The 25,575-nt window shown below is 53.9% G+C and carries 24 protein-coding genes, 1 tRNA gene and 1 riboswitch; of the genes, 16 read left to right on the top strand and 9 right to left on the bottom strand.

Annotated elements, in window-relative coordinates; translation table 11 throughout:
• Window positions 1-50 precede the first annotated feature (50 nt).
• From cmr4 to prmA, 6 genes are all read left to right on the top strand, one after another.
• A complete protein-coding gene (cmr4, locus tag RHK62_RS00475; RefSeq protein ID WP_310437808.1) occupies window positions 51-848 on the top strand; it encodes a type III-B CRISPR module RAMP protein Cmr4 in 798 nt (265 codons plus the stop codon).
• A 2-nt stretch (window positions 849-850) separates the two neighbouring features.
• A complete protein-coding gene (locus RHK62_RS00470) occupies window positions 851-1,240 on the top strand; it encodes a hypothetical protein (protein ID WP_206200598.1) in 390 nt (129 codons plus the stop codon).
• A 12-nt stretch (window positions 1,241-1,252) separates the two neighbouring features.
• Window positions 1,253-3,169, top strand: coding sequence for an RAMP superfamily CRISPR-associated protein (locus RHK62_RS00465; RefSeq protein ID WP_310453078.1), 1,917 nt, complete (start codon window positions 1,253-1,255; stop codon window positions 3,167-3,169).
• Between the two features lie 32 nt (window positions 3,170-3,201).
• Window positions 3,202-4,101 (top strand): J domain-containing protein, encoded by a 900-nt coding sequence (locus RHK62_RS00460; protein ID WP_206200596.1) that lies wholly within the window; start codon window positions 3,202-3,204, stop codon window positions 4,099-4,101.
• Window positions 4,102-4,246: 145 nt separating this feature from the next.
• Window positions 4,247-5,830 (top strand): phosphoglycerate dehydrogenase, encoded by a 1,584-nt coding sequence (gene serA / locus RHK62_RS00455; RefSeq protein ID WP_206200595.1) that lies wholly within the window; start codon window positions 4,247-4,249, stop codon window positions 5,828-5,830.
• Between the two features lie 8 nt (window positions 5,831-5,838).
• A complete protein-coding gene (prmA, locus tag RHK62_RS00450; RefSeq protein WP_206200594.1) occupies window positions 5,839-6,738 on the top strand; it encodes a 50S ribosomal protein L11 methyltransferase in 900 nt (299 codons plus the stop codon).
• A 6-nt stretch (window positions 6,739-6,744) separates the two neighbouring features.
• Here the strand turns inward: prmA and RHK62_RS00445 are convergent, their stop codons facing one another.
• Genes RHK62_RS00445 through RHK62_RS00420 form a run of 6 tightly spaced genes read right to left on the bottom strand, consistent with a single transcriptional unit; the run spans window position 6,745 to window position 12,327 of the window.
• Entirely contained in the window at window positions 6,745-7,908 is a 1,164-nt protein-coding gene (locus RHK62_RS00445) for a glycosyltransferase family 4 protein (protein ID WP_302678555.1), read from the bottom strand.
• Window positions 7,909-7,947: 39 nt separating this feature from the next.
• On the bottom strand, window positions 7,948-8,745 hold the full coding sequence (locus tag RHK62_RS00440) for an ABC transporter ATP-binding protein (protein ID WP_302676954.1): 798 nt from the start codon (window positions 8,743-8,745) through the stop codon (window positions 7,948-7,950).
• A 14-nt stretch (window positions 8,746-8,759) separates the two neighbouring features.
• Window positions 8,760-9,515 (bottom strand): HEAT repeat domain-containing protein, encoded by a 756-nt coding sequence (locus tag RHK62_RS00435; protein WP_206200591.1) that lies wholly within the window; start codon window positions 9,513-9,515, stop codon window positions 8,760-8,762.
• 33 nt (window positions 9,516-9,548) lie between these two features.
• On the bottom strand, window positions 9,549-9,854 hold the full coding sequence (locus RHK62_RS00430) for an urease subunit beta (RefSeq protein WP_206201553.1): 306 nt from the start codon (window positions 9,852-9,854) through the stop codon (window positions 9,549-9,551).
• A 35-nt stretch (window positions 9,855-9,889) separates the two neighbouring features.
• Window positions 9,890-10,525 (bottom strand): pyridoxamine 5'-phosphate oxidase, encoded by a 636-nt coding sequence (gene pdxH / locus RHK62_RS00425; protein ID WP_310453077.1) that lies wholly within the window; start codon window positions 10,523-10,525, stop codon window positions 9,890-9,892.
• Window positions 10,522-12,327, bottom strand: a complete 1,806-nt coding sequence (locus RHK62_RS00420; protein WP_310453076.1) for a DUF2339 domain-containing protein — start codon at window positions 12,325-12,327, stop codon at window positions 10,522-10,524. The genes pdxH and RHK62_RS00420 overlap by 4 nt, the downstream gene beginning before the upstream one ends.
• A 519-nt stretch (window positions 12,328-12,846) precedes the next feature.
• Here RHK62_RS00420 and RHK62_RS00415 point away from each other — a divergent pair.
• The 3 genes from RHK62_RS00415 (at window position 12,847) to RHK62_RS00405 (ending at window position 16,312) form a co-directional block, all read left to right on the top strand.
• Window positions 12,847-13,782 (top strand): septal ring lytic transglycosylase RlpA family protein, encoded by a 936-nt coding sequence (locus RHK62_RS00415; protein ID WP_310453075.1) that lies wholly within the window; start codon window positions 12,847-12,849, stop codon window positions 13,780-13,782.
• A 42-nt stretch (window positions 13,783-13,824) separates the two neighbouring features.
• A riboswitch (TPP riboswitch) is annotated at window positions 13,825-13,923 on the top strand.
• 10 nt (window positions 13,924-13,933) lie between these two features.
• Entirely contained in the window at window positions 13,934-15,316 is a 1,383-nt protein-coding gene (gene thiC / locus RHK62_RS00410) for a phosphomethylpyrimidine synthase (RefSeq protein ID WP_302679175.1), read from the top strand.
• A 3-nt stretch (window positions 15,317-15,319) separates the two neighbouring features.
• Window positions 15,320-16,312, top strand: a complete 993-nt coding sequence (locus RHK62_RS00405) for an inorganic phosphate transporter (protein ID WP_302676949.1) — start codon at window positions 15,320-15,322, stop codon at window positions 16,310-16,312.
• A gap of 7 nt (window positions 16,313-16,319) precedes the next feature.
• Here the strand turns inward: RHK62_RS00405 and RHK62_RS00400 are convergent, their stop codons facing one another.
• Both RHK62_RS00400 and zds read right to left on the bottom strand, forming a co-directional pair.
• Window positions 16,320-16,769 carry an SRPBCC family protein gene (locus RHK62_RS00400; protein WP_206200587.1) on the bottom strand — a complete coding sequence of 150 codons (450 nt, stop codon included), beginning with the start codon at window positions 16,767-16,769 and terminating at the stop codon, window positions 16,320-16,322.
• Entirely contained in the window at window positions 16,766-18,205 is a 1,440-nt protein-coding gene (zds, locus tag RHK62_RS00395; RefSeq protein WP_310453074.1) for a 9,9'-di-cis-zeta-carotene desaturase, read from the bottom strand. Before zds ends, RHK62_RS00400 begins: the two co-directional genes overlap by 4 nt.
• Before the next feature lie 158 nt (window positions 18,206-18,363).
• On the opposite strand from zds, the gene RHK62_RS00390 reads away from it, so the two are divergent.
• The 3 genes from RHK62_RS00390 (at window position 18,364) to RHK62_RS00380 (ending at window position 20,678) form a co-directional block, all read left to right on the top strand.
• On the top strand, window positions 18,364-18,534 hold the full coding sequence (locus RHK62_RS00390; RefSeq protein WP_190278128.1) for a hypothetical protein: 171 nt from the start codon (window positions 18,364-18,366) through the stop codon (window positions 18,532-18,534).
• Window positions 18,535-18,642: 108 nt separating this feature from the next.
• Window positions 18,643-20,547 carry a sulfite reductase, ferredoxin dependent gene (gene sir, locus RHK62_RS00385; RefSeq protein ID WP_310453073.1) on the top strand — a complete coding sequence of 635 codons (1,905 nt, stop codon included), beginning with the start codon at window positions 18,643-18,645 and terminating at the stop codon, window positions 20,545-20,547.
• A 59-nt stretch (window positions 20,548-20,606) separates the two neighbouring features.
• Window positions 20,607-20,678, top strand: a tRNA-Cys gene (locus RHK62_RS00380).
• 15 nt (window positions 20,679-20,693) lie between these two features.
• Here RHK62_RS00380 and RHK62_RS00375 read toward each other — a convergent pair.
• Window positions 20,694-21,710: a YheT family hydrolase gene (locus tag RHK62_RS00375; RefSeq protein WP_302678549.1), complete on the bottom strand. Its 1,017-nt coding sequence runs from the start codon at window positions 21,708-21,710 to the stop codon at window positions 20,694-20,696.
• A gap of 73 nt (window positions 21,711-21,783) precedes the next feature.
• Between RHK62_RS00375 and RHK62_RS00370 the strand changes: the two genes are divergently transcribed.
• The 4 genes from RHK62_RS00370 to RHK62_RS00355 all read left to right on the top strand — a co-directional run bounded on the left by RHK62_RS00370 (window position 21,784) and on the right by RHK62_RS00355 (window position 25,522).
• Window positions 21,784-22,635 carry a hypothetical protein gene (locus RHK62_RS00370; protein ID WP_310453072.1) on the top strand — a complete coding sequence of 284 codons (852 nt, stop codon included), beginning with the start codon at window positions 21,784-21,786 and terminating at the stop codon, window positions 22,633-22,635.
• Window positions 22,636-22,649: 14 nt separating this feature from the next.
• Window positions 22,650-23,192 carry a hypothetical protein gene (locus RHK62_RS00365; protein WP_310453071.1) on the top strand — a complete coding sequence of 181 codons (543 nt, stop codon included), beginning with the start codon at window positions 22,650-22,652 and terminating at the stop codon, window positions 23,190-23,192.
• Window positions 23,193-23,240: 48 nt separating this feature from the next.
• Window positions 23,241-24,563 (top strand): 3-phosphoshikimate 1-carboxyvinyltransferase, encoded by a 1,323-nt coding sequence (gene aroA / locus RHK62_RS00360; protein ID WP_310453070.1) that lies wholly within the window; start codon window positions 23,241-23,243, stop codon window positions 24,561-24,563.
• Between the two features lie 323 nt (window positions 24,564-24,886).
• Complete coding sequence (locus RHK62_RS00355) at window positions 24,887-25,522, top strand: MerR family transcriptional regulator (RefSeq protein ID WP_149817113.1); 636 nt, start codon at window positions 24,887-24,889, stop codon at window positions 25,520-25,522.
• Window positions 25,523-25,575 lie beyond the last annotated feature (53 nt).

The raw sequence follows: 25,575 nt of genomic DNA, 5'->3' as shown, positions 1-25,575 counted from the left end.
TTAGGTGAGCACCGATACACGTTGACCTCAAAGAGACTGGATGATCAACAATGTTTAACCTTGCCTACCTCTACCTTCTCTCCCCCCTCCACACGGGTGGCACCACCCAAGAGGGCAACCTTCTCGGCATTGCGCGGGAGTCCCACACAGAGTTGCCCTACATTCCCTCCAGCACGATTCGGGGTCGCTTGCGTGCCAGTACCCCCGACAAAGACCGCAACCGCCTTTGGGGCAACACCATTGAAGATGTCATGGGCGGCGAAAACACCAACCTTACCCAAGGGCAAGTGTGGGTCGGCGATGGTTCACTCCTGTGGGTACCGGTTCCCTCCCTCAGCCATGGCGTGATCTGGATTAGCTGCCCCATGCTGCTGCATCGTTGGCAACGCCTCACTGGTCAGTCCTCAGGAACAGTCGCTGCCTACAGCACCAGTTTAGACACCAGCAAACCTGTTTATCTCAAGGACGCGATCCTCAAAGGCGATCAGCTCAAGTCTTGGGAGGAATGGCAAGAGTGGATTCCGATCCGCGAGCAAACCCAAATTCAACAGGTCTTGGTTCTACCCGATCAGCACTGCAAAACCCTCATTGAAACCAGCCTGTGGCGACAGGTCAAGGTGAAACTCGATCAGCATAAAACCGTTGAAGGCGGTTTTCGCTACGAGGAAGCCATTCCCCCCGATACATTGATGTACTTCCCGTGGGGGACGGTTGCCCAACTCAATGGCGCCGCAGAAAAAGTGGAAAGCGATCTGCGGGATGTTTTCGATAGCCACCCAATTCTCCAAATTGGTGGTCAAGAAAGCCTTGGTCGCGGCTTTGTCCAACTTGTAACCCTTGGGAGTTAGCTATGGCCTTTGATCCACGCACAATGGCACAGCCAGTCTATGAAGCCTTGAGTAAACTGCGGAATGATACAAAAGACGACACTCGGCTGCGGGAGCAAAAAAGCCAAGCCGTTGAACTCTACACCTACTTGGCCACTTGGGGACTGATGCGCCTAAAAGCGGAGGAAGCCGCTCTCAGTCAAGAGGGGAAGAAAGAGGTTGTCAAAGCTTTTTTCCGTGCCCTTGAAGAAACAGCGCATGTTCAGAATTTGGCGGATGACAAAGGCTTGGAGACCCTCAAGAACCTTGACACAGAATCCTACCTTGGCTTAACCGGCTTAGGGTTACAAATTGCCCGTGAATTTAGCTTCTGGACAACCGCCCTTTACGTTGACATCGGCAATGCAGACTAGGAGGAGTACAACATGACAAATAACCCTGCATTACAGCGACCTCAAGTGCATAAAGCAACACAGCGTCCCAACTCAGGAAACGCTGGCAATAGCGGTAGTGGTAAAGGTGGCAGAGGCAATAGTGGTGGTTCCCAAAAGGGCGGGAACACTCCACCCCGTCCTTCCCCATGGCTCGAACATCCCCTTGATCCAAATCCCACCCCCCATCGAAGTGCAGGGTTTGTCGAGTATCTGCGCTGGATGCGATCGCCCGCTAGCCCCGCCAAAGATGGTACGAAAGTGGAACTAATGACAATGGCAGAGCAGGGTGACTATCGCCAACGTTTGCAGGTCTTAACAGAGCGCACTCGCCAAATTGCCGGCAAAAACAATTGTTTTGCAGTCACCTGCCCATGGCGCATCCGTGTTGGTGGCCACCGTGGTCCTGAAAGTATCCTTCTGCCTGCCTTTGATAACCTAGGCATTCCCTATATTCCCTCCAGTACCTTACGAGGTGTTGCTCGTGCCCAAGCCATTCGGGAGGTGATGCAAAACGAAGGTGTACCTTGGGCTGAAGCAGACAAACTCGTCGGCCAGCGTTACTTTGGTTATCTCGACAGCAGGGACTCTAGCGAAAAAGCTGGCAAAATTATTTTCCTCGACGCCTACCCCTTGCCTGAACAAAAGAACGGGGGACTAGCAGTGGACATGGCCAACAACCTTTGGTCATGGAATAATGGCAACCTCAAGTATGCTGCCAACCCAAACGTGTTCTTTTCCCTGCGAGAAGCTTCATTTCTTATTGGTATTAAACCTACCAATCATTGCTCTCCTCAAATGCTTAAACAGGTCAAGAACTGGTTGATTCGCGGCCTGACCCAAGGAATTGGTTCGCAAGTGAATGCAGGCTACGGCATTTTAGTCGAATCCCTAAAACAGGTGGGGCGTGGCTTCTTTAGTGTGGATTTTACCGTTCAAGGCCAACTCATCCACGGTTGCCAAAAGTGTACGTCTACGTCATGGCAATGGAACGTTAGAAATCAAGCGTGGCAGATGCGCGGGCAACCAGAGGCCGAGGTGCGAGCTACAGCCTTTAAGTCCCTGCTGCGATACTGGTTTCGTGCCTTTGCGCGGGGGGTGTTGCCCCCAGCAGAAGTCCAAAGCCTTGAAGGAATGATTTTTGGCGCAATTCAGCCGCAACCCAAACATGGCTACCTGCGGGTACGGGTGATTAATGGGAGGGTGACCCAACCTGAGGCACGCCCTAATCAGCAAGGTAAAAACGATCCCTGTGGAGAAGAAGAGGGGACACTGGTATTAGACTATTCTTCTGAAGTTCCTGATGCCCACAAAGAAACGCTAAAAGAGCTGGCAAGCAACTTGATGTGGCTCATGTTTCACTTGGGTGGCATTGGTCAAGGGGCACGTCGCCCTTGCTACTCTCGTAAAACCCGTAACCAAGCACCCTGGTGGCGTGGTTCTAATCTGATTCCTAAAAACAATAATCCCTTTTGGAAACTCCCCAGCAGTGCCAAGGAATTCAAAGAAATTTTTCAACAGCGACTGCAAAGGTTTTATGAAGCTTTAGGGCAGCTTAGTAATCACCCAATCAACCCGACTCAACCATTATCCATTGGCACTGTTACTACCAACCAATGGGCAGAAGCAATTGATGCAAACTGCCGTATCGTCGTTTGCAGTGGTGATTCCAAAGGAGAAAAGCCCTACGGCCTTGCCCTTCTTCATGACCCTAACCTTAAGGTGAATGGTAACTACGACAAAAACCTCTGTGGTTCCACTGGCAAACCCTCGCCAGTTTGGGTGGCTGACTTAGGGAACTATCAAGTTATTACGATTTTTGGCGTCAATAAAGATCCGCGCCTCGAGTTTCTGAAACACTTGAATAAGTCTGGAAGATGTTTGCAACTATTTCCTTTCAAATCTTCTTGACCTTTTGAGCTTGAATAAATACCTAAGGAGCCATGACCGACTACTACGACATTCTTGGCTTGCAGCCGGGTGCTTCCAAAGAGCAGATCAAAGCAGCCTATCGCCGCCTCTGCCAAGAGTGCCACCCTGATAAACTGCCTCCTGAGACCCCCAAAAAGGCGCGGCAAATCGTCGAGGAGCACTTCAAGCAAATCAACGAAGCCTATGCCTACCTCATGGAGCAGGGCGATCGCCCGCCCCCACCTACCCAACCAGCAACAGATGTTAGAACTGCCCGCTCCATTTTCGATCCCGCTCGTATGGAAGCCGTAGCTCGGAAACTGGAGACAGAGCGGCAGGCCATTCAACGGCAGTATCAGCAATCAATCAATGCTATTGACCAACAACAGCGGCAAAAGCTAGCTTGCCACGGCCTCAAGATTGACGATTTGGATACAGTCGATCCAGCAACCAAATGGGGCAACGTTATTCAGGGGGGGATTCTCTTGTTGGTTGGCCTATTGGTAGGGAGTGTAGGCGGTCTTTTGGGCTTTCTGGGATACCTGTGGGCTTTCTTCTGCTTTTGGGGAACCTTGGGGGCAATGCTGACAAAAACAGTGAGTCCCCGAAAATATAAAATTATTTGTGAGATTAAAAAGGAAACTGAAGCAGCAAAGGCCGCTGCTGCGCAGAAAAAAGAACGACGATTACAGGAGCAATCTAGTTACATTCGTCGTCAGATTGACTATTTCAAAACTCTACCCTTGGAAATGCTTTCAGAATCCTTTGTTCAAAATTTAAGTGATGAAGATCAGTTTTTCCTGCTCTTGGCCATCAAAGAAAAAGAGGATGATGAGCAGTGGGCGCGCACAGTTGCAGCCGGTGTAGAGATTGCTGCAGCAGCGGGTGTGGTTCTACTGCTGTCGCAACTCTTTCTGGGTGAGCCATTCTAATCTGAGCGCAACCAAGAAAAACAGGAAGGGAGGAACGATCGCCCCCCTATTAGGAAGAGTTTTGCTGAAACGCATTCTACCCCTACCCTTAGCGAAATAAAATGTGATAGCATAACTGTTCTGGCATTATACCTAGTGTTTACCTATGCCCAAAGTTCTGGTTTCCGATCCCATTGAACAGGTGGGGCTTGATTTACTTGCCCAAGTGGCACAAGTCGATGTCAAACTTGGCCTCTCAGAGGCAGAACTGATCAAAATCATTCCCGAGTACGATGCCCTGATGATTCGATCGGGAACCAAGGTCACAAAGGAGGTCATTGAGGCCGCCAACCAACTGAAGATTATTGGTCGGGCAGGGGTTGGTGTAGATAACATCGATGTGCCTGCGGCCACCCGTAAAGGGATCATGGTGGTCAACTCCCCAGAGGGCAACACCATTGCTGCTGCGGAGCACACCTTGGCGATGATGCTCTCCCTTGCCCGTCATATTCCCGATGCGAATGCTGCGGTGAAAGCAGGTCAATGGGATCGCAAACGCTTTACGGGCGTAGAGATTTATAAGAAAACCTTGGGCATTATTGGCCTAGGAAAAATCGGCTCCCACGTGGCCACCGTTGCCCGTGCTATGGGCATGAAGCTTCTTGCTTACGATCCCTATCTATCTACGGAACGCGCCGAACAACTGGGCTGCCGCCTCGTGGAGTTGGATGTTCTCTTTGCGGAATCCGACTTTATTACGCTGCACTTGCCGAAGACCCCAGAAACGCAGCATCTGATTAACGCCAAAACCATTGCCAAGATGAAGCCCACAGCCCGCATCATTAACTGTGCGCGGGGGGGCATTATTGATGAGGCAGCGCTTGTGGAGGCGCTCAAGACGGGTAAGCTGGCGGGGGCTGCCCTCGATGTCTTTGAAACTGAACCCCTTGAGGCGGAGTCTCCGCTGCGTGCCTTGGGGATGGAAGCCATCTTGACTCCCCACCTAGGGGCTTCCACGGAAGAAGCACAGGTGAATGTGGCCATTGATGTTGCCGAGCAGATTCGCGATGTGCTCCTAGGGTTGCCGGCGCGATCGGCGGTAAATATTCCGGGTCTGCGTCCGGAGGTTCTTGAGAAACTGGCGCCCTACATGCAGTTGGCGGAAACTCTTGGTAATCTTGTGGGGCAATTGGCGGGTGGTCGGGTCGAGTCTCTGGAAGTCCGTTTGCAAGGGGAATTGGCCACCAATGACAGTCAACCGATTGTGATTGCTGCTTTGAAGGGGCTACTCTCACCAGCGCTGCGGGAACGGGTGAACTACGTGAATGCTGGGTTAGAAGCTAAAGAACGGGGAATTCGCGTGGTCGAAACCCGCGATGAATCACAGCGTGACTATGCGGGATCCCTAGCGTTGATTGCTAAAAGCCCCTCGGAAACCCGCTCGGTGTCTGGTGCCTTGCTGGCTCACAGTGAATTGCGCATCACCAGTATTGATGACTTTCCCATTAGTGTGGCGCCAACCCGTTATATGTTGCTGACGCTACACCGCGATATGCCAGGCATTATTGGTAAAATTGGCACCCAGTTAGGGAGCTTTAATGTCAACATTGCCAGTATGCAGGTGGGACGCAAGATGGTACGCGGTAACGCGGTGATGGTGATTAGCTTGGACGATCCCCTACCCGAAGGCCTCTTGGAGGAAATCTTGAAAGTCCCCGGTATTCGTGATGCCTATATCGTGAATCTGTAGGCACGGCTGTGGTACAGCGTTGGTGGGAAATTACCGTCACTTGTCAAGCTGAGGCGGAAGAGCTGGTCTATTGGCGCCTTCAATCCTTTGGCTGTCAAGGTACGGCAACCCAGCAACAGCAGGGGCGGGTGTTGATCCAAGGCTATGTGCCGCAGCAGCAGGTGACCCTACTGGACATTGCTGCCCTAGGGGTTTGGATTGAGCAAGATGTGGTGGCGCAGGGCTACCTCTCGCCAAAACTCCACTGGCAGTTGGTGAATGAACAGGATTGGGCCCATAGTTGGCAAGCCTATTGGCATCCAATACCGGTGGGCGATCGCCTGCTGATTTGTCCGGCTTGGGAAACCCCACCCCTTGACAACACCCGCTTGGTGATCAAACTGGATCCTGGCATGGCCTTTGGCACCGGCACCCATGAAACCACGCAGCTTTGCCTTGAGGCTCTAGAGATGCAATTGGATCAAACCTTTGAGCCGCTGCCACCCACGGTGATGGCTGATATTGGCTGTGGTAGCGGCATTCTGGCGATCGCCAGCCTCTTGCTAGGGGCAAACAAAGCCTATGCCGTGGACACCTCGGATCTGGCGGTGACTGCGACTCAACGCAATGCTGAACTCAATGGCATCAGAGCCGACCAGTTGATTGTCAAGCAAGGGAGTTGGGAACAAGTCCTCGAACTGGTGGATGGCCTTGTCTGCAACATTTTGGCACCCGTGATTATCGAGATTCTGCCCCACTTGCCAGCAATTGTGAAACCCAAGGGCTGGGGCATCTTTAGTGGCATTCTTTTGGATCAAGCGGATCGCGTAGCGGCGCAACTGGAACAGCAGGGCTGGAGCTTGGGCAGTGTCTGGCGACGGCACGAATGGTGTTGTCTCAATGCTCGCTTTGAGCGTTTGCCAGACTAGAGGGAGCTAGCTTTTCACCTTGGCCGCCGGGCGCGCCAAAGAATACGAAGCCATTAGTTCTTGGTAGCAGGCCTCTAGGCGATCCAAGTTGTGACTGAGGCTATAGTGCTCCAGCACCCGTTTGCGGGCTTTGTCCCCAAGGAGGCGAATCATTTCCGGGTGTTGATAAAAAATGGGCAGCAGCGTTTGCAACTGGGTTTTCACATACTGGGGATTCAAGACAATGCCTGCCCCAGTGAGCACTTCACCATCGGCACCCACATCGGTAGCCAAGCAGGCCAAGCCACAGGCCATTGCCTCTAGGAGCGACAGGGATAACCCCTCAATTTGCGAGGGCAAAATGAACACATCACAGCCGCGTAAAATTTGTAGCCGCTCTTGATCATTAACGATCGAGCCAAGCCAGAGAATATTTTGATCTGGACCATAATTGGCCATCAAGGAGGGCATCAGGGCACCGCCACCCACCATTAGCAACTTACAATCCGCCGGCATTTCCGCTGCACACCAAGAGCGCAGCAGCGCTTCAACATTCTTCTCAATAGCCATCCGGCCTTGATAGATATAGAGGTAGCGTGCCTTAAAGTCCTCTTTGGTCGTAGAAGGTCCCGGTGTATATTTGCGCGTATCGACGCCATTGGGAATCACCCGCAGCGTCTCAGCACCAACCCCAAGACGAATCAGTAGTTCCTTTTGCGATTGGGAAAAGACAATCACGCGGTCATAGCGAGCCAAAAAGGGGGCATACAGTTGGTAAGTCATCAAGGCGGTGCCCGTCGTTAGGGTACGATACTTTTCGCTGTAGGCAGGATGAAACGTGGCAACCAAGGGAATGTTTAACTCTTCACAAATGTCGGGCAGAAAGAAATCGAGGGGGGAGAGGGTCAATGAGGCGTGGACAATATCGGGTTTGAGTTTTTTAAGGGACTCAACCAGAACTTTGTTGGCTCGCAGGGAGGGCAGGGTATAGACTTGCGATTTATACAGGCAAGGGAGCGTCACATCTGGCATCTCCCCTTCGTTCTCAGCTTCCTGTTCATCCTCTTGGGCAAAATGCAGAAAGCTCACTTGGTACCCGCGATCCAATAGCCCATTGGTAATTTCACGACTATAGGTGACATTGCCGCAGGGGGGAGATTTTTTGCCAAGCCATGCGATGTGTAAAGCCACGATTATTGATTCCTTGATTTATTACGTTATTTATAGAACTTATAGAGCAGCGGTACCCACTTGATCAATGATCCGAATGGGGCCATTGACATCGCCGCTGAGAAACTGCCGCAGGTAGGGATTATCGGTCGTGCGGGCTTCGGCATGGGTGCCCTGCCAGCAAATGCGCCCTTGATAGAGGAGAATCAGGCGATCGCCCGTGCGCTCAATGGTACTGTTTTGGTGGGTAACGACAACGTAGGCATGCCCCGTCTTCTCCCGTAATTCGCGAATCAAATCCTCAATCACTGTTGAGGCAATGGGATCTAGCCCTGCCGTTGGCTCATCGTAAAGCAGCAGGTAGGGGTTGTCATTGGGATCTTCGGGATTATCCACAATGGCGCGGGCAAAGCTGACTCGCTTGCGCATCCCCCCAGACAACTGCGCTGGGTAGAGGTCTTCCATGCCAGCGAGGCCGACCATCGCTAGTTTTTCACTGACAATTTCGCGAATGCGTGCCTCCGGCAAACGCGTATGCTGGTACAGGTAAAAGCCGACATTCTCAGCAACCGTGAGGGAGTCAAAAAGGGCAGATTGCTGAAAGACCATGCTCATCCGCATCCGACAGAGACCTTCTTGCCGTAATCCTTGACGGCGCTCTCCTGCAACATACACTTCGCCTTTATCGGGAGCGACTAAGCCAGCAATAATCCGCAAAAGGGTTGACTTACCGGTTCCCGAAGGCCCCAGAATCACTAAGGCATCATCGGGATAGATGACTAAATCCACATCATTCAGCACCTGCTGATGGCCAAAGGCTTTGCAGACACCGCGTAATTCCACCAATGGTTCGGCCATCGTGTCGGCCTCTCCTAGCTAAAGGCTTCTACTTGAAGGTCTGCGATCGCTTGCAGGCCGCGGGCATCTCCTAACTTAAAAAGAGCCGCCTTGGCATCTTCTTGAACCCCCATATCACTGTCTTGGAGAGCGGCAATGAGTTGATCAATCGCTTGGGTGTAAAGAGGCCCAAGGGGAATTTTGCGGCAGGCATGACCTAAGGCCCAAGCACAGTTACTGCGCACAGCGGCAATTGCATCCTGAGCCAAGGCAAGGGCAAGGGCAGGAATGGCAACCGTCGCCGCCTCTTCACTAGCTTCTGCCACCTGACCCAAGGAACTCGCCGCCCAGAGACGCACGGCAGAAATATCCGTTTGCAGGGCACGAATCAAGGGATCAAGGGTGCGCCGATAAATTTCTGGCAGGGGAAAGCGGACGCCACAGTTACCCAGCGCCCAAACAATGCCTTTGCGGACATAGCCATTCCAGTCCCGCTCCAATTGCTGAATGAGGGCATCCACCGCTGCCAAACTGGGGTTACGGCCAAGGGCATAGGCGGCACTGACACGGACAAGGGGACAGGGTTCTTGCAGGAGATTGATGAGATAGGGTGTGGCGCGTTCATCCTGCAATTCGCAAAAGGCGCGAGCCGCCAACATCCGCTCCGTCACATCGGCGGAGGTCAGCAGGGGCAACATGGCTTCGGGATCGGGGCGATCGCTCTCCTCACTCGGCAGCGCCGCTAGTGCATCTTCTGAAGTGTCGAGAAGGGGAAAATCATTGTCATCCATACTGTTTAATCTACAGGATGCTTGGAATCCCGACTAGAGCGCACCGTTGACTTCGCCGCGAAAGCCATAGATTTGGCGACTGCCACCAAAGGCCACCAGTTGCACCACCCGCTCATCCCCCGGCTCAAAACGAATGGCGGTGCCAGCGGCAATATCTAAGCGCATTCCTCGTGCCTGTTCACGATCAAATTGGAGGGCTGGATTGACTTCGTAAAAGTGGTAGTGAGATCCCCCCTGAATTGGGCGATCGCCCGTATTGGCCACCGTTAACGTCACCGTTGGCCGGCCAGCATTGAGTTCAATGGTTCCCTCTGCGGGGATAAGTTCACCGGCAATCATGGGCATCTCAGCCAATCTCTAAAGATATCCCTATCCTAGGGGTAGAGGCGCACCCGCTGCCAGTGGTCTCCTTGGCGCCGATAGCACAGGCGATCGTGGAGGCGATTGGGTCGCCCTTGCCAAAATTCAATCAGGGTCGGTAGAACACGATAGCCCCCCCAATGCTCTGGCCGAGGGACATTTTCGCCATAGCGGGCTTCCACTTCCGTAAGGCGGGCTTCCAAATCGGCGTAGGATTCTAAAACCTCACTCTGCTGGGATGCCCATGCCCCCCAACGGCTACCCAAAGGACGACTCTGGAAGTAGGCATCGGACTCCGCTGCACTAATTTGCTCAACAGTGCCTTCAATGCGCACCTGCCGTTCTAGCTCTGCCCACCAAAAGACAAGGGCAGCCTTGGGATGGGCGGCTAATTCTAGACCTTTACGACTGCGATAGTTCGTAAAAAAGACAAACCCGCGATCGTCCACATCTTTGAGCAAGACCAGTCGTGCAGCAGGCATGCCATCGAGGCCAACGGTGGCCAGCGTCATCGCATTGGGTTCCGGTAATTCAGCGTTGACCGCATCCGTAAACCAGAGGCGAAACTGTTCGATCGCATCCTCAGCCGCCTCACTTTCGAGGAGACGTTGACGACGGTAATCACGGCGCAGATCAGCAATGCGGGTCATGGGGTTTCTTCGGACTCATTTGTTGGGGTTTCTTCACTGATCCTAGAGGATTCCACGGGCGATCGCCGCCACAGGGCGCGGAAAAAATAGCTCAGCAGCAAAAAAATCAAACCAAACCCCATAAACAGGAGTACTCGCCACACCGGCGCAAGATGGATGAGATCAACGAAGAAAAGCCGCACCAAAGTAATGATCAGCGTGATTAGAGCCACCGTGCGCACCGCTGAGGTGTCCCGTCGCAACCCATAGATCAGCAGTCCGACGCCAAAGAGTCCCCAGACAAGGGTGGCTGCCCCCGTACCAAAGGGCGCCAGTTCGTGCTGCATCCAGATCATCGTCACCCCATGGCTCAATATCCAGTAGAGGGGGCGGGTGGGTGGGGGCAAAAAACGGATACTGACTGCTGCGGCGCCAAGCACCACCAAATGGGAGAAAAAAGCCAGATTCAACAGCGGGGGGCGATCGGCGGCAGTAAACAGCAGTTGCCCAACAAAACCAAGGCCGAGCAGTCCCCACCAAAGATGGGCAATAACCCGCAGGGTGCGCGAGGCATAGTGTTGGCTCAAATAATGCAAAATCAGCCCCTCGATCGCCAGCGGTGCGAGGATAAAGCGATTGCTGTAGTAACGAACAACAATGCCAAGGGCAATGAGCACCAGTCCCGTCAAGCTATAGACCCAGCGCCAAGATTGCGGCAAGTGTCGCCAGAACAGACTGGTGCCAAGGTAGAGCACCCCAAAAACAACAAACACCCGCCCCGTTAGCGTTGCCGACCAATCCCAGAGGAAGGCACTTAAGCCCAAAGCAATCAGCGGATTAAAGAGGGCGATCGTCTGACCATAGGGCGGTGGGGAAGTCTCCTGAGGGCGATACAGCTCCCCTGCCCTGTCGCGATCGCGTCCCTGATACCAAGGGGGTAATACCGTAAAGCCCAGCCAAGTCAACGCCAGAATGATCTGTAATGCCACGACCCGATCAAGCCGTTGAGCAGTAATAGACACCGTTAACATCAGCCATCCCAACCAAAAAGCTGACAGCAGGAGCGATCGCCAGCCCTTCACTGCGTAAATTGCCCAACTGCCCAAGAGAATTAAAAACGTATAACTGGCCAAGGCCAAGGGACGACTCATCTCTGTGTTGTAGAGCAGCAAAGGGGTTGCTAAGCCGCCAACCACGCCAATCACCGCAAAAATGGCTCGATTTTGGCGCAACGAGATGAAAAATGCCCCTAGGGTCACTAACACCATCAATGAAAAGGCCACACCCCAAGGCATGACGGTCAAAAACTGATAGGCCGCAAAGATCGTCAGGTAATAGGTCGCCAGACCGCCCCCCTGCAAAAACTGGCTAAAGATGGCTCGCTGCTGCAACCGCCAGCCCAACCCCATCAACACCGTACCAATGACAAAGCCCATGGCCACAAGAACTGCATCGGTAATCCAGCCCAATTCAACGGCGTACCGAAAGAGGAAGCCAATCCCCAACAGCAGCAGGCCGATGCCGAGACGGTTGAGCCACAGTTCCCAATTTTGTAGCCAGTCAGCTTGGGAAGGCCTCACTGGGCGTAACGGTGGCACCGCTGGAGATTCAGACGCTGGGGGTTGTAATTCAGTCGCAGGGGCAGGAGCGATCGCCGTCGGTTCCTCAGGTGGCGTTGATGGTGTTGCGGGTTCTGGGACGCCAGAAGAGGAGAGGTCTTCACGGAGAATGGCTCTTTGCAGAATCTCGAGCGATCGCTGCAGGGCAGCCACAGCGGCTTCTAAGTTTTCAAGACGACGCCGCAAGTCATCCCTATCTTCCATGGTTCGGCTCCCTACGGACTATATCCCCGTTTTATGCGCTAGAGGAGAGAGCCATTCCTTGGGCAATGCACTTTATGAAGTGGCTAGAGGCGCATCCCAAAAGGGGTAAAACGGGAAACAAAATTGGGTGAGAAATCGTCCTATGGCACACAGAAAAGGTCGCAAAAAGCAAATTTTCTCTTTTAGATAAATTTTTATTTTTGGTGATCTGAGTCACAGAAATCTTCAGAAATTAAAAACGATTTGTTAAAAGTTTATAAAATTTTCTTATTTTCTTTCGTCAACTGTAAATTCCGTTAATATGCCAGTCTGCGTAGGTTTCACCGCCTTCAGCGCTTTTTTATTCTTTTTCAAAATGTTTACCATGAACAAAATGCCCCTGATGCTTGATTCTAGGCCTTCGTGGTAGGTTGAAACAGTTCCGCGATGAGAGCGAACACGGCACCAGTAGGGGTAACCCCTGTGTGATGTTGGTGCCCTACTGTCCAGCCGTATGGATGCCCTTTTTAACGGACGCCTATGAAAAAAACGCTTTATGTGGGTCTGACAACAAGCACGTTGGCTGTGTTGGGAATCCTTTCCAGTAGCCGTGCAACCACAACCACACCAGCCATAGAGTCAGGTTCAGCCCCCTCTTCCGCTGTCGTTGCCACCAAAGTGGGGGAACGTCAATCCACGACCCCAACAGCAACGCGGGCGATCGCCAGTCTGCATCGTCACCAACAGCAAGGCCGCGAAGCCGTAACCGTCTATTTGCGGGGGATTCCCGTACTCACCTTCTTGGGTCAACGGGTAGCAGCTACAGAGGGCGTCAAAGTCGCTGCCGCCAACGGCGCCGCAATGCCAGAGCAAACCACCCTCTCAGAAGCAGCCCAACAGGCAACCATTCTTACCGCTCGCCTCAATCAGCTCCACGAACAGGGCTTTGATGCCAACCTTGTGCGCGTGGGTTGGGATGCCCAACAACAGCAATACCGCATCTACGCCGACAAAGAACCTCTCCTGACTCTGAACCATCAAGTCACACTTCCCAATGGTTCACAACGCAATGATGAAAATGCCCTGCGCATTGCTAACCTGATCCGCCGCCAACTGGGGAATGCCCCTGCCCTAACCAGCGTAGAGGGTAGACCAAATACCGTTGTGGCCATGGGACCGATTCGGATGCAGTTGACGGGTATTGCCTCGTGGTATGGCCCCGGCTTCCATGGTGCCCGCACTGCCAATGGCGAGCGATTTGATCAGGACGCCCTGACGGCGGCTCATCGCACACTGCCCTTTGGGACACGGGTACGGGTGACAAATCTCCAGAATGGCCGCTCAGTAGTGGTCCGCATTAACGATCGCGGGCCTTTTACGGGGGGACGGGAAATTGACCTCTCGCGGGGCGCGGCGGCTGCCATTGGCCTCATTGGTGTCGGTGTCGGCCCTGTGCGCATTGACGTTTTAGACTGATTAGACTGATCCCCACCCCCCAAAAGCAAAGTGATAGAATGAACGACATGCTAGGGGTGTCTGCGGTCAGAGCAGGCTGAGAGCAAACCCTTAGAACCTGAACCAGATCATGCTGGCGCAGGGAAGCTGTCTAGAGAGGATTCTATCAATGGTGCGTAGCGAATGGATTGCTGCCCGCAAAGGGCATGACAATGTTACCCAAATGCATTATGCCCGCCAAGGGATTATCACCGAAGAAATGCACTATGTGGCGCGGCGGGAAAACCTGCCTGCGGAATTGATTCGCGATGAAGTTGCCCGTGGGCGGATGATTATTCCCGCCAATATCAATCACCCCAACCTCGAGCCGATGGCGATCGGGATTGCTGCCAAGTGCAAAGTCAATGCCAACATTGGTGCCTCTCCCAACTCCTCCAGTCTAGAGGAGGAACTCGAAAAGCTACGGCTAGCGATTAAATACGGCGCCGACACGGTGATGGATCTGTCCACGGGTGGGGGGGATTTGGATGCCATTCGCACCGCCATTATTAATGCCTCACCCGTGCCCATTGGAACGGTGCCCGTCTATCAAGCCCTTGAAAGCGTCCACGGTAGCGTTGAGCGGCTTACCCCCGATGACTTTCTGCATGTGATTGAAAAGCACGCCCAGCAGGGGGTGGACTACATGACGATCCATGCGGGGATTCTCATTGAATATCTGCCTTTGGTGAAAAACCGCATCACTGGGATTGTGTCGCGCGGCGGCGGCATTCTCGCCAAGTGGATGCTGTATCACCACAAGCAAAATCCCCTCTACACCCACTTCCGCGACATTATTGAGATCTTCAAAAAATACGATGTTTCCTTCTCCCTCGGGGACTCGCTGCGGCCAGGGTGTCTCCATGATGCCTCTGATGAAGCTCAATTGGCGGAATTGAAAACCCTCGGTCAACTCACCCGCAAGGCTTGGGAACACGATGTCCAAGTGATGGTGGAAGGCCCCGGCCACGTGCCCATGGATCAAATTGAATTCAATGTGCGCAAGCAGATGGAAGAATGCTCTGAAGCTCCTTTCTATGTCCTTGGGCCCTTGGTCACGGATATTGCCCCCGGCTATGACCACATTACCAGTGCCATTGGCGCGGCGATGGCGGGTTGGTACGGCACGGCCATGCTTTGCTATGTAACCCCCAAAGAGCACCTTGGCTTACCCAATGCTGAAGATGTGCGCAATGGCTTGATTGCCTACAAAATTGCGGCTCACGCAGCGGATATTGCCCGTCATCGTCCGGGGGCGCGCGATCGCGATGATGAACTGTCGCGGGCACGGTATAACTTTGACTGGAACCGCCAATTTGAACTGGCTCTCGATCCGGATCGGGCACGGGAATACCACGACGAAACCCTACCGGCAGATATCTATAAAACGGCTGAGTTTTGCTCCATGTGCGGGCCGAAGTTCTGCCCCATGCAAACGAAGGTAGATGCCGACGCCCTTGCCGAACTGGAGAAATTCCTCGCCAAGGACAAAGATCAAGTGAGTGCCTCTGCCTAGGGCATGGCCATTGATTTCAAGGGGGGGTTGATTGCGATCGCCCTCCTTTTTGATGTCACCAATGGCTTCCATGATGCCGCCAATGCCATTGCAACGGTGGTGGCCACCCGTGCCCTTTCCCTGCGATCGGCGCTCATCCTTGCTGCTGCGGCTAATTTTGGTGGTGCCTTCTTGAGTACGCGGGTGGCGCTAACAATTGAAGCCGGCATTCTCAACAGCAGTGCCTTGGGTGCCCATTGGTTTGGCGTGATTAGTGCCGCACTCCTCGGCGCGATGGGCTGGAATTTGCTCACTTGGTATTGGGGTTTACCCAGTAGTTCTTCCCATGCCCTCATTGGTGGCTTGGTGGGGGCAGCCCTCTTTCAAGTGTCACCACAAATCATCTATTGGCAGGGGATTGTTGAGGCGGTGGTGATTCCCATGGTCGTGTCCCCCTTGGTGGCGATCGCCATCGGCCTTGGTTTGATGACCCTAGTCGAAAAGTGGTTGCAATGGCAAGGAGAACTCCCCCCAGAGCACTGGCAACGGTTGCAGATTCTCTCCGGAACATTGATGGCCGTTGCCCACGGTGCCAACGATGCCCAGAAAACAATGGGGGTGATCACCCTTGCCCTTGTGAGTTGGGGACAACTGTCACCGGAGGCGGGTGTGCCCTTCTGGGTGATGGCTGCCTGTGCCTTGGCGATCGCGATCGGTACCTATGGCGGCGGCGAACGCATTATCCGCACTACGGGGGAGAAAATTACACCCCTTGACCCTGTGAGTGGCTGCTTAGCGAATCTCAGTGCCGCCTTGACTGTGGGAGCCGCAAGTCTGGTGGGCTTTCCCGTCAGTACGACACAAGTCGTGGTGGGTGCGATTACGGGTGCTGGCTATCGCCATCAAGGGGAAGTGAACTGGCAAGTGTGGGCGCAAATTTTCATGGCATGGGTACTCACGTTTCCCGGTGCAGCCCTGCTGGCGATCGCGATCTCTTTTGGTCTATCCCAACTTTGAGTCAACCTCAGGAAACCTGTGTGGGCTGCATTTGTTGGGCATATTCACGAAAGCGTTCGAGATCTGCTTGCAATGTACTTTCAACTACGCGGCCAAGGAAAAGGCGATCCATCATTTGTCCCAAAATTCCCGGAATGGCATAGGACACCGACAGCTTCACAATGGTGCTGCCATGGCGATCGTAAAAGCGAATTGCACCCCGATTGGGCAGCCCATCCACGGACTCCCACTGAATCATTTGGTGCTTCACTTGGCGGCAAATGCGCGATCGCCAGCTAAAGTGCCAGTTGCCCGTGGTCAATGTCCAGCGCGATAGGGTAGGGTCTTCTTCAGTGATGACCACAGATTCAATCCACTTCATCCACAGGGGCATTTTCTCCAGATCCGACCACAGTGCCCAGACGCGATCGACATCGGCTGCCACTTCAATCTGAACCGTATGCTCTAACCAACTCATCCATGACCTCCTGCCAAAATCGCTTGGGCGGCTTGTCGTCCGGACATTGTCGCGCCCTCCATGCTGTCAATGTAGTCCTGCTGCGTATAGCTGCCCGCCAAGTAAAAGTTAGGAACGGGTGTTTTTTGGGGCGGACGATAGGGATCCATGCCGGGGGCTTCGCGATAGAGGGACTGCGCTAATTTGACGACACTGTACCATGTCATGTTCAGATGGCGCGACGAGGGGAAAAGTTCATGGACTTGGCGCAGCACATGTTGGGCAATTTCTTCATTGCTGGCTTTGATGAAGGGATCACCGGGAGTAAGCACCACTTGCAGTAAGGAGCCTTGACCTTCGCGATAGTAGTCCGCTGGACTAGTGAGGGCCAGATCCGCAAAGCAGGAAAAGTCAGCATCGGCAGTGTAGAGCAGGTTATCAATACCCGTTGCCGCCACCTGTTTTTGCTTACTGGGGTCTTGCAGTTCCGTAACCCAGCCATCAAATCGCAGTTGTACCGTGGCCACAGGCACGGCCTCGAGCTTAAAGATGTTGTCAAAGGTTGGGTGCGATCGCCACGCCGCCGGAATCAGGCGCTGAATCCCCGGCACATCACAGGCACATAGATAGGCATCCGCTGTAACTGTTTCTAGTTTTTCGCCTAGGGGAATCACCAACCCTTCCACCTGCCAAGTGCTCGGATCCTCGCCGCGAAAGCGAATTTCCTTCACCCGTCGCCGCAGATGAATCTTAGCCCCCCGCGCTTCAAGGTAGTTCACGATCGGCTTGAGCAGGTACTCTGCCGGTGACCCCTTGAGCATATTCAGCCGTGAGGCAGTGGTTTTGGCGGCAAACATCATAAAGATCGTCAGCATACAGCGAGCGGACATCTGCTCGGTATCAATGAAGCCAAGGGCATAGGAAATGGGATTCCAAAGGCGCTTGAGACTGTTTTCTGAGCCCCCATGGCGGCGAAACCACTCCGCAAAACTGACCCGATCTAAGGCGCGAATTTGGCGCATTGCCCCCTCATAGTCCACCAGACCCCGCACCACAGGACTGGTGCCAAGGGCAATGGCATTAAAGAATTTATCGGCAGCAGAGAGTTGACTGGTGGTGAAGAAGGCCTTGAGACCGTTGAAGGGGGCACCCAAGGGAAAGCGAAAATCCAGTTCTCCCACCTGACCACCGCGATTAATAAAGGTGTGGGTATGTTCCTTAGGTAGTAGGTTGGCGATCGCCCCCACCTTGGTCATCAGTTCGAAGAGATTGGCGTAGTTGTAAAAGAAGACATGCAGCCCCATCTCAATGTGGTTTCCATCGGTATCTTGCCAACTGCTGACTTTGCCCCCCACAAAGGGACGGGATTCATAGATTTCAACACTGTGACCGGCATCCACCAAATCCACTGCGGCGGCTAAGCCGGCTAATCCTGCACCAACAATGACAACCCGCATCGGTGATCCCAGAAAACTTTACAGATTTTAACATTTTTCGCCCCTCGGACGGTTTCTCGCGCGTTAAGAAACTTGGCAGAGACCCTTGCCCCCCAGAACCCTCGTCTATGATCAAGGTAAGTTGAAGTTTTTGAATCGCTCACGCTCACGGTGTGCTTATGGCTACGCGTCGTGTCCTCGCCTTTCCCCTCTGGCAGTATTTGAACCAACGGCTATTTAGTCCGGGCTTTACCCTCAATCCCAAACGGTTCTGGCGGCAGTATTACGATGCTTACCTCGAACGCTGCTGGCAAAAGGACTGTGCCTCCAAGGAAGAACCCTCCTGTTAATCGTTCCACAGGTTCGCTAAAATGAGATAGCTCACTTTCCCGATCAAGATTAGGGACTTTTGGCTGTCGTCATTTTAGTTACTTTCACCTGCTGGAAAAAAGAACACTATGGTTGCTTCGCCCCCCTCTGCTGATGCTGCCCTGAAACGCTCAAAAATTGAGGCTCTCAAGGAACAAAGCCAACATCTGCGGGAACCCCTAGCCACAGAACTGCTAGAACCAACGAATCGTTTTAGCGAAGAGGGGGTGCAGATCCTCAAGTTCCACGGCTCCTATCAGCAGGACAACCGCGATAACCGCGTCAAGGGTCAGGAGAAAGACTACCAGTTCATGCTGCGTACCCGCAGTCCAGGAGGGTATATTCCGCCGCAGCTCTATTTAACCTTGGATCGCTTGGCGGATGAGTATGGCAACCACACCCTGCGGGCAACAACGCGGCAAGGATTCCAGTTGCACGGCATTCTCAAGAAGAATCTGAAAGCAGCGATCGCAGCCATTATTCGCAGCATGGGATCCACATTGGGCGCCTGCGGTGATTTGAACCGCAATGTCATGGCGCCACCCGCCCCCTTTCGCGATCGCCCGGAATATGCCCTTGCCTATGAGTATGCCCACCGCATTGCCGATCTGCTGACCCCACAAACCGGTGCCTACTACGAGATTTGGCTCGATGGTGAAAAGGTGATCTCCGCCGAAGAGCACCCCGATGTCAAGGCGGCACGGCAGCGCAATGGCAATGGCACGATCTTTCCCAATAACGAAGAGCCAATCTACGGCGATCACTATATGCCCCGCAAATTTAAGTGCTGTGTCACGGTGCCGGGGGATAACTCCGTAGATCTCTTCTCCCAAGATTTGACACTGGTGGTGATTATAGATGCCCAAGGCCATCTTGAGGGCTTCAATATCTATGCCGGTGGTGGTTTGGGGCGCACCCACAACAAAGAAGAAACCTTTGCCCGCATGGCTGATGAAATTGGCTTTGTCCGAGCGGCAGATGTCTATGAGGCGGTGAAGGCGATCGTGGCCACCCAGCGGGACTATGGCGATCGCTATAATCGGCGCCACGCCCGTTTGAAATACCTGATCCACGATTGGGGAGTCGAAAAATTCAAGGCCAAGGTGGAAGAATACTTTGGCAAACCCCTCGAACCCTTTCGCCCGCTGCCGCCGTGGCGCTATCAGGACTTTTTGGGCTGGCACCCCCAAGGAGATGGCAAATTCTTCTATGGCCTCTCCATTGCCAATGGCCGCATCCTTGATCAGGGGAACTTCAAACTCAAGTCGGCCCTCAAGAAAATCGTCCAAGACTTTCAGCTCCCCCTGCGGGTCACGCCTCACCAAAATCTGCTCCTGTGTGATGTTTCTCCCGATCAACAGGATGCAATTCAGCACATCCTTGAGCAGCACGGGGTGCGTGATGTCAATGCCATTGATCCCCTCGAACGCTATAGCATGGCCTGCCCGGCGTTGCCTACCTGTGGCTTGGCCATTACCGAGTCTGAACGGGCAATTCCGGGGGTACTGGAGCGGATTCGTCGCCTCATGGATCGGCTGGGACTCCAAGAAGAGCACTTTGTGATTCGGATGACGGGGTGCCCCAATGGCTGTGCCCGCCCCTACTTGGCGGAATTGGGCTTTGTTGGCATTGTCCCCGGCGCCTATCAGACTTGGGTGGGGGGGAGTCCCGATCAAACCCGCTTAGCAGAGGTCTATATTGAGCGGTTACCGATTGCCGAACTGGAAACAGCCCTAGAGCCATTGCTAGTTTTTTATCGCGATCGCCGGCACAAGGGCGAATCCTTTGGGGACTTTTGCCACCGCGTCGGCTTGGCTGCCTTGCGGGAATTTGCCGCTACCTATATTCCAGCTACCGCGACAAAGCGCTACCGCGTGGATGTGCGTGCCGATCAATACCAGCAGCTTAAGGAATTAGCAGCGGCCAAGGGCATGTCTCTGGCGGCAGTGACCCGTGAAGCCATCCAGCGTTACCTTGAGCAATCTGGTCAGTAAGCTAAAACAATCAACGATGGCAAGAGCGCTATCGGCTATAATGGGAAATTGCCAAATAGGGCGGCATAGCCAAGTGGTAAGGCAGAGGTCTGCAAAACCTTTATCCCCCGGTTCGAATCCGGGTGCCGCCTTTATACTTTCGTAGGTTATCTAGGTTGCTGCCCTAGCCAATCCAAGAGCCGATGAATCCCCCAGCAGTAGTCGGGATCGCCCCAGAGGCGTTGACACTTGCGATCGCTGGTAAAGCCCACGTGACCCCCTTGCTCTGTCATCAGCAGGGTGAGGGCAGGGTTGGCCTCGGCAATGGCTAGGAGTTCTGGCACCAGACTGGGATCAAATAGGGGATCATCGGCGGCATAGAGAATCCATAGGGGTATTGTCAGTTGCGGCAGCAGCGGCAAGGGACTACTGGCAGCGTAATACTCGGCCACACTGCCAAAGCCAAGGCGGTCAATGACGAGGGCGGCATCAAAACCGGCAATGGTGTCAATCTGGGCAACGGTGTTGAGATCAAAGATTTGAGGATGAAGGCGATGCAGGTGGCGAGCCAAGTGTTGGAGTTGACGGCTGATGGCGCGTTCAAATTGCCGTCCCCAAAAAGTCGTGCCGAGGTGGGCAAGGGAGCGGTTGGAGTCAAGGTTGGGGCAAATCACAGCCGCCCCCCCAATCTCTTTTGTCCCTTGCTGTTGGGCATACCACGCCCCCCAAAGGGCTAACTGCCCCCCCAAGGAATAGCCAACAAACCAGTAGGGCGGCCTATAGCCCAGTTCTTGGCACTGTTGGGCGATCGCGACAAAGTCTTGGCCTTCGTAAAGCCCATCACTGGTCAACGCCGGAGAAAGTTCAGCACTGCGGCCATGGGCACGCCAGTCGAAGAGCACCACATCAAAGCGGCGGGCGATCGCCCAATGGGCAAGGGTATGCAAGTACCATTGATTCTTGAGATCACCCGTAATGCCGTAGGTGGCAATGATGGTTCCGCGTGCTTGGCCAAGCCGATACCCCTCACCGTACAGGGGCACGCCCGCCGCCCCATGGAAAACATGGCTGGTTTGCGGTTGCCAAGGGTAGAGGCACCCCCAGCGTTGGACATAGGCAGTAAAGACCGTGTGGATCACGCCAGAGTGCAGCGGCAGTGGTGGCCAATAGGAGAGGGATTGCATAGAATTTAGTCATCCATCGTAAAAGAAATAGGCAAGGTTGGGCGTTTTTGGTGATTATTGTGAGGCATGGGTGATGACACGGAGCGATGATCCGCAGAGGACAGACCCCTATACCATGGAAACCTGTCTGACAGATGTCCAAGCCAACCGCTTGCTGGATGAAGTCTTTGCCGCTGTGGAGGCCGACCTCAATGAGCCAGAATCCCTAGCAGCGGTTTTAGAACCGGAACCTTCCCTCCTCGTCCCCTTTGAAGCGACAACTCCTCCTCCGCCCCCACCACCGGCGGAACCTTCTCGCTGGCTGCACCGATCGGAACCAGAGCAGGCCTTTTCTTGGGGCGATCGCTTTTTGATGGGGGTTGGCATTGCCTCCTTTGTCCTAGGAGTTGGCCTTTGGATCAGTCTGAATCGCCAACCAGTTGCAGTTGCCCCTGACGCTACGGTGACCACAACCACCAGCCCTGCGGACATTGCCTTCGCTGAGTATCTGCAAACCTCCCTGCAGCTGCTCAGCCAACAAGCCGCCCCCCCAACCCCTTCGCCGCCGGCGATCGCCAGCAATTCGGTTCGCACCCCCTCAACCCCCACCCCGACGGTTGAACGCATTTACGTTCCCGTCTACCAAGCCCCCAGCGCGCCAACGGTGACCCTGCCCAATTTACCAACGGTGACAGCTCCTACGCCGGCAGCCACACCGGTACCCCCTGCCCCTACACCGGCGCCCCCCCAACATACCTTAGTTGGCATCCTCGAACTGGGCGATCGCTCAGTGGCTCTTTTTCAAAGCAATGGCCAAACACTGCGCTTGAGTGTGGGCGATACAATTGGCAACGACGGCTGGCAACTGGTACAGATTCAAAATCAGCGGGCGGTGCTACGGCGTCAAGGGGAAGTGCGCTCCCTCACTGTTGGCCAAAGTTTTTAAAAAAAGGGGCACTCATGAGCTTTTTCCGCGACTTGAATGCATTCCTAGAGCAAAAACTCGAGGACTTTATTCGTGCCAATCCGCAGCTTGAACTCAATCTACTGCTCCTTGAGCTAGAGGATCAAGAACGGGAAACCCAAGAGCGGCTACTGCGGCTGCAACAGGAAGTCAATACCTGCGAACAGCAAATTTTAGGCCTTGTTTCCGAGATTCGCCGCTGGCGCGATCGTACCCACACCGCTATGGCCGCTCAGCGTCCTGATCTGGCCGAATTGGCACGACAACGGGAGGCCGAATTGCGCCAACGGGGGGAACAATTGTGGACGCAACGCCTCGACGCCCTCAATCAAATTCCCGTTACCCAGCAGCTGCTGCAAAAGATTCGCGATCGCCGCCGGGAAGTCATGAACCGTGTGCCTAGTGCTAGTGCGCCCCCACCACCGCCCCCACCACCACCGCGCATGAGCAGTGACCTGAATGACCCAATTGAAGCCGAGTTTCGCCGCTTGGAATTGCAAACTGCCCTTGAGGAACTCAAACGCTCGATGGGTCGATAGCGCAACAGACGTGGGACAATCGAGAACGCGGTTTTATCCAGATGTCCCATGGCGGTGATTCAGATTACATCCGACGACACTTGGCAAATTCAGGCCGATGGCCATCCCCTGCAGGGCACCCTCCAGGTACCGGGGGATAAATCCATTTCCCACCGTGCCCTGATGTTGGGGGCAATGGCAGAGGGCACTACCCATATTGAAGGCCTGCTCGTGGGTGAAGATACCTGTAGCACCGCCGCCTGTTTTCGCGCCCTTGGTGCCGAGATTTCAGATCTCAATGCCACAGCAGTCACAGTTCAAGGCTTGGGAATTGGCCATCTCCAAGAACCCGTGGATGTCCTGAATGCCGGCAACTCTGGTACAACGATGCGGTTGTTGTTGGGGGTATTGGCAGCGCAAACAGGTCGCTTTTTTACGATGACTGGGGATGCCTCATTGCGATCGCGCCCCATGGCACGGGTCGTCACACCCTTGATGCAGATGGGTGCCCAGATTTGGGGGCGTCAACACCACAGCCGTGCCCCCTTGGCCGTTTTGGGGCAGCCCTTAGAGCCAATCACCTACTACAGTCCCATTGCCTCCGCTCAGGTGAAATCAGCGCTATTGCTCGCCGCCCTCCACACCGAAGGCACCACCATTATTCGCGAACCCCACCGCTCACGGGATCACAGTGAACGTATGCTTCAGGCCTTTGGTGCCTGTTTGAGCGTGGATGAGGCCACCTGTACGGTGAGTCTTGAAGGACCTGCGGTCTTAAAGGGTCAGAAGGTGATTGTGCCCGGCGACATCAGTTCAGCCGCCTTTTGGTTGGTGGCAGCCTCCATTACCCCTGATTCAGAACTAGTACTGACCAATGTGGGAGTTAACCCCACCCGCACCGGCATTCTCGACGTGCTTTGGGCAATGGGGGCCGAGATTACCCTTGAAAATGAGCGGCTCGTCACAGGCGAACCCGTTGCAGATCTGCGGGTGCGATCGGCGAGGCTGAAGGGAACCCGTATTGGCGGTGAATTGATTCCCCGCTTGATTGATGAGATTCCGATTTTGGCTGTGGCTGCTGCCTTTGCCGAGGGGATCACCGAAATTCGGGATGCAGCAGAACTGCGGGTGAAGGAAAGCGATCGCCTCAAGGCCGTGGCCACAGAATTGCAAAAAATGGGCGCTAAGGTCACTGAACTCAGTGATGGCCTCGATATTCAGGGGGGCGTACCCTTGCAAGGCACCCATGTGGAAACCTACGGCGATCATCGCATGGCCATGAGTCTGGCGATCGCTGCCCTCAATGCCACAGGAACCAGCCACATTCACAACGCCAGTGCGGCAGCCGTCTCCTATCCTGAATTTGTAACAACTCTGCAACAAATTGCTTGACAACACAAAAATCCCAGTAATTTTTGGGACAAGTTCACTCAACACCAAACGCTGTATGCTAGAATCAAATAAATTGTTTTGGTGTCACAATGCAGCTTCACGTTGCGTTGAATTCTCTGTAGCCTTGTAATATTCAGGTGTTTACTTTTCCTTGATAATTGTAAGACTAAATTAGACCCAAAATGATACAGAACCAAAAAAATACGATAATATAGTTTCACTCCTGCTCTAGAGGCGCCCTTGCGCTCTATCTGGGACAGGAAAATCCCTCTCTAACTGACTTCTTTGTTTTTTTCGTTCAAAAAAGGCTGTGTTTGCTCATCATGGCAACAATTCAAGATTTCATCCACGTTCAGGATCAATGGTCATTAGATGAGTTGGTGGAAATCGCCAACGAACTCTTACCCCAGCACCTCCCCCAGGAGGATTCCAAAAACCGTGTTTTGGAAGAGGTCAACCCGCGTCTGGTGCGCCATTACACCTCCTGCAAATTGATTGACCGTCCCGCTCGCATTGGCCGCGAAGGGCGCTACGGCTATCGCCACCTGGTGCAATTGCTGGTGGTGCGGCGGCTGTTGATGGAGGGCTATACCGCAGGTGCCATTTACAAGCTGGTGTATCGCATGAGCACCCCAGAACTGCGGGCACTCCTTGAGCAAGGGGTTCATCTGCAATTGAATCCACCCCCGATCAACCCAGCTTTGGCCTTTTTGCAACAGGTACAAGACCGCTCTGAGCATCGCTATGGGGAACCCATGCGCGTCAGTCCCAGTGTCAGCCGCCGCGAGGTACCGCCCCCGAGCCATTCACCGCAACCAGAATCTTGGAAGCGCATTGAGGTGGTGCCGGGCTTTGAGGTTCATATTCGCGATGACTTTAACTTTCCCCAGATCAATCGCGATCAGGAAGCCCTTGTGAAGCAACTGGTGCAATTGCTCTCTAGCTATACCCAGCGCTAACTGAGACTGAACTATCCGGTGTCGCGGTCAGCCCGCTGGCGATCGCTATAATA

Origin of the sequence: Thermosynechococcus sp. HY213 (assembly GCF_031460975.1) — a bacterium.
Lineage (GTDB): Bacteria > Cyanobacteriota > Cyanobacteriia > Thermosynechococcales > Thermosynechococcaceae > Thermosynechococcus.
Note: the sequence above shows the minus strand (reverse complement) of the source record. Positions and strands in the feature narration are given on the sequence as shown.

What these genes read in the sequence shown, in the direction of transcription:
- RHK62_RS00365 (WP_310453071.1), top strand. Translation starts at nt 22,650, where the DNA reads ATGAGCTTTTTCCGCGACTTGAATGCATTCCTAGAGCAAAAACTCGAG.
- RHK62_RS00440 (WP_302676954.1), bottom strand. Translation starts at nt 8,745, where the DNA reads ATGGCCGAACCATTGGTGGAATTACGCGGTGTCTGCAAAGCCTTTGGC.
- RHK62_RS00430 (WP_206201553.1), bottom strand. Translation starts at nt 9,854, where the DNA reads ATGATTGCCGGTGAACTTATCCCCGCAGAGGGAACCATTGAACTCAAT.
- RHK62_RS00415 (WP_310453075.1), top strand. Translation starts at nt 12,847, where the DNA reads ATGAAAAAAACGCTTTATGTGGGTCTGACAACAAGCACGTTGGCTGTG.
- aroA (WP_310453070.1), top strand. Translation starts at nt 23,241, where the DNA reads ATGGCGGTGATTCAGATTACATCCGACGACACTTGGCAAATTCAGGCC.
- zds (WP_310453074.1), bottom strand. Translation starts at nt 18,205, where the DNA reads ATGCGGGTTGTCATTGTTGGTGCAGGATTAGCCGGCTTAGCCGCCGCA.
- RHK62_RS00470 (WP_206200598.1), top strand. Translation starts at nt 851, where the DNA reads ATGGCCTTTGATCCACGCACAATGGCACAGCCAGTCTATGAAGCCTTG.
- RHK62_RS00390 (WP_190278128.1), top strand. Translation starts at nt 18,364, where the DNA reads ATGGCTACGCGTCGTGTCCTCGCCTTTCCCCTCTGGCAGTATTTGAAC.
- sir (WP_310453073.1), top strand. Translation starts at nt 18,643, where the DNA reads ATGGTTGCTTCGCCCCCCTCTGCTGATGCTGCCCTGAAACGCTCAAAA.
- RHK62_RS00355 (WP_149817113.1), top strand. Translation starts at nt 24,887, where the DNA reads ATGGCAACAATTCAAGATTTCATCCACGTTCAGGATCAATGGTCATTA.
- RHK62_RS00465 (WP_310453078.1), top strand. Translation starts at nt 1,253, where the DNA reads ATGACAAATAACCCTGCATTACAGCGACCTCAAGTGCATAAAGCAACA.
- RHK62_RS00460 (WP_206200596.1), top strand. Translation starts at nt 3,202, where the DNA reads ATGACCGACTACTACGACATTCTTGGCTTGCAGCCGGGTGCTTCCAAA.
- RHK62_RS00435 (WP_206200591.1), bottom strand. Translation starts at nt 9,515, where the DNA reads ATGGATGACAATGATTTTCCCCTTCTCGACACTTCAGAAGATGCACTA.
- RHK62_RS00405 (WP_302676949.1), top strand. Translation starts at nt 15,320, where the DNA reads ATGGCCATTGATTTCAAGGGGGGGTTGATTGCGATCGCCCTCCTTTTT.
- cmr4 (WP_310437808.1), top strand. Translation starts at nt 51, where the DNA reads ATGTTTAACCTTGCCTACCTCTACCTTCTCTCCCCCCTCCACACGGGT.
- serA (WP_206200595.1), top strand. Translation starts at nt 4,247, where the DNA reads ATGCCCAAAGTTCTGGTTTCCGATCCCATTGAACAGGTGGGGCTTGAT.
- RHK62_RS00420 (WP_310453076.1), bottom strand. Translation starts at nt 12,327, where the DNA reads ATGGAAGATAGGGATGACTTGCGGCGTCGTCTTGAAAACTTAGAAGCC.
- RHK62_RS00375 (WP_302678549.1), bottom strand. Translation starts at nt 21,710, where the DNA reads ATGCAATCCCTCTCCTATTGGCCACCACTGCCGCTGCACTCTGGCGTG.
- pdxH (WP_310453077.1), bottom strand. Translation starts at nt 10,525, where the DNA reads ATGACCCGCATTGCTGATCTGCGCCGTGATTACCGTCGTCAACGTCTC.
- RHK62_RS00400 (WP_206200587.1), bottom strand. Translation starts at nt 16,769, where the DNA reads ATGAGTTGGTTAGAGCATACGGTTCAGATTGAAGTGGCAGCCGATGTC.
- RHK62_RS00370 (WP_310453072.1), top strand. Translation starts at nt 21,784, where the DNA reads ATGACACGGAGCGATGATCCGCAGAGGACAGACCCCTATACCATGGAA.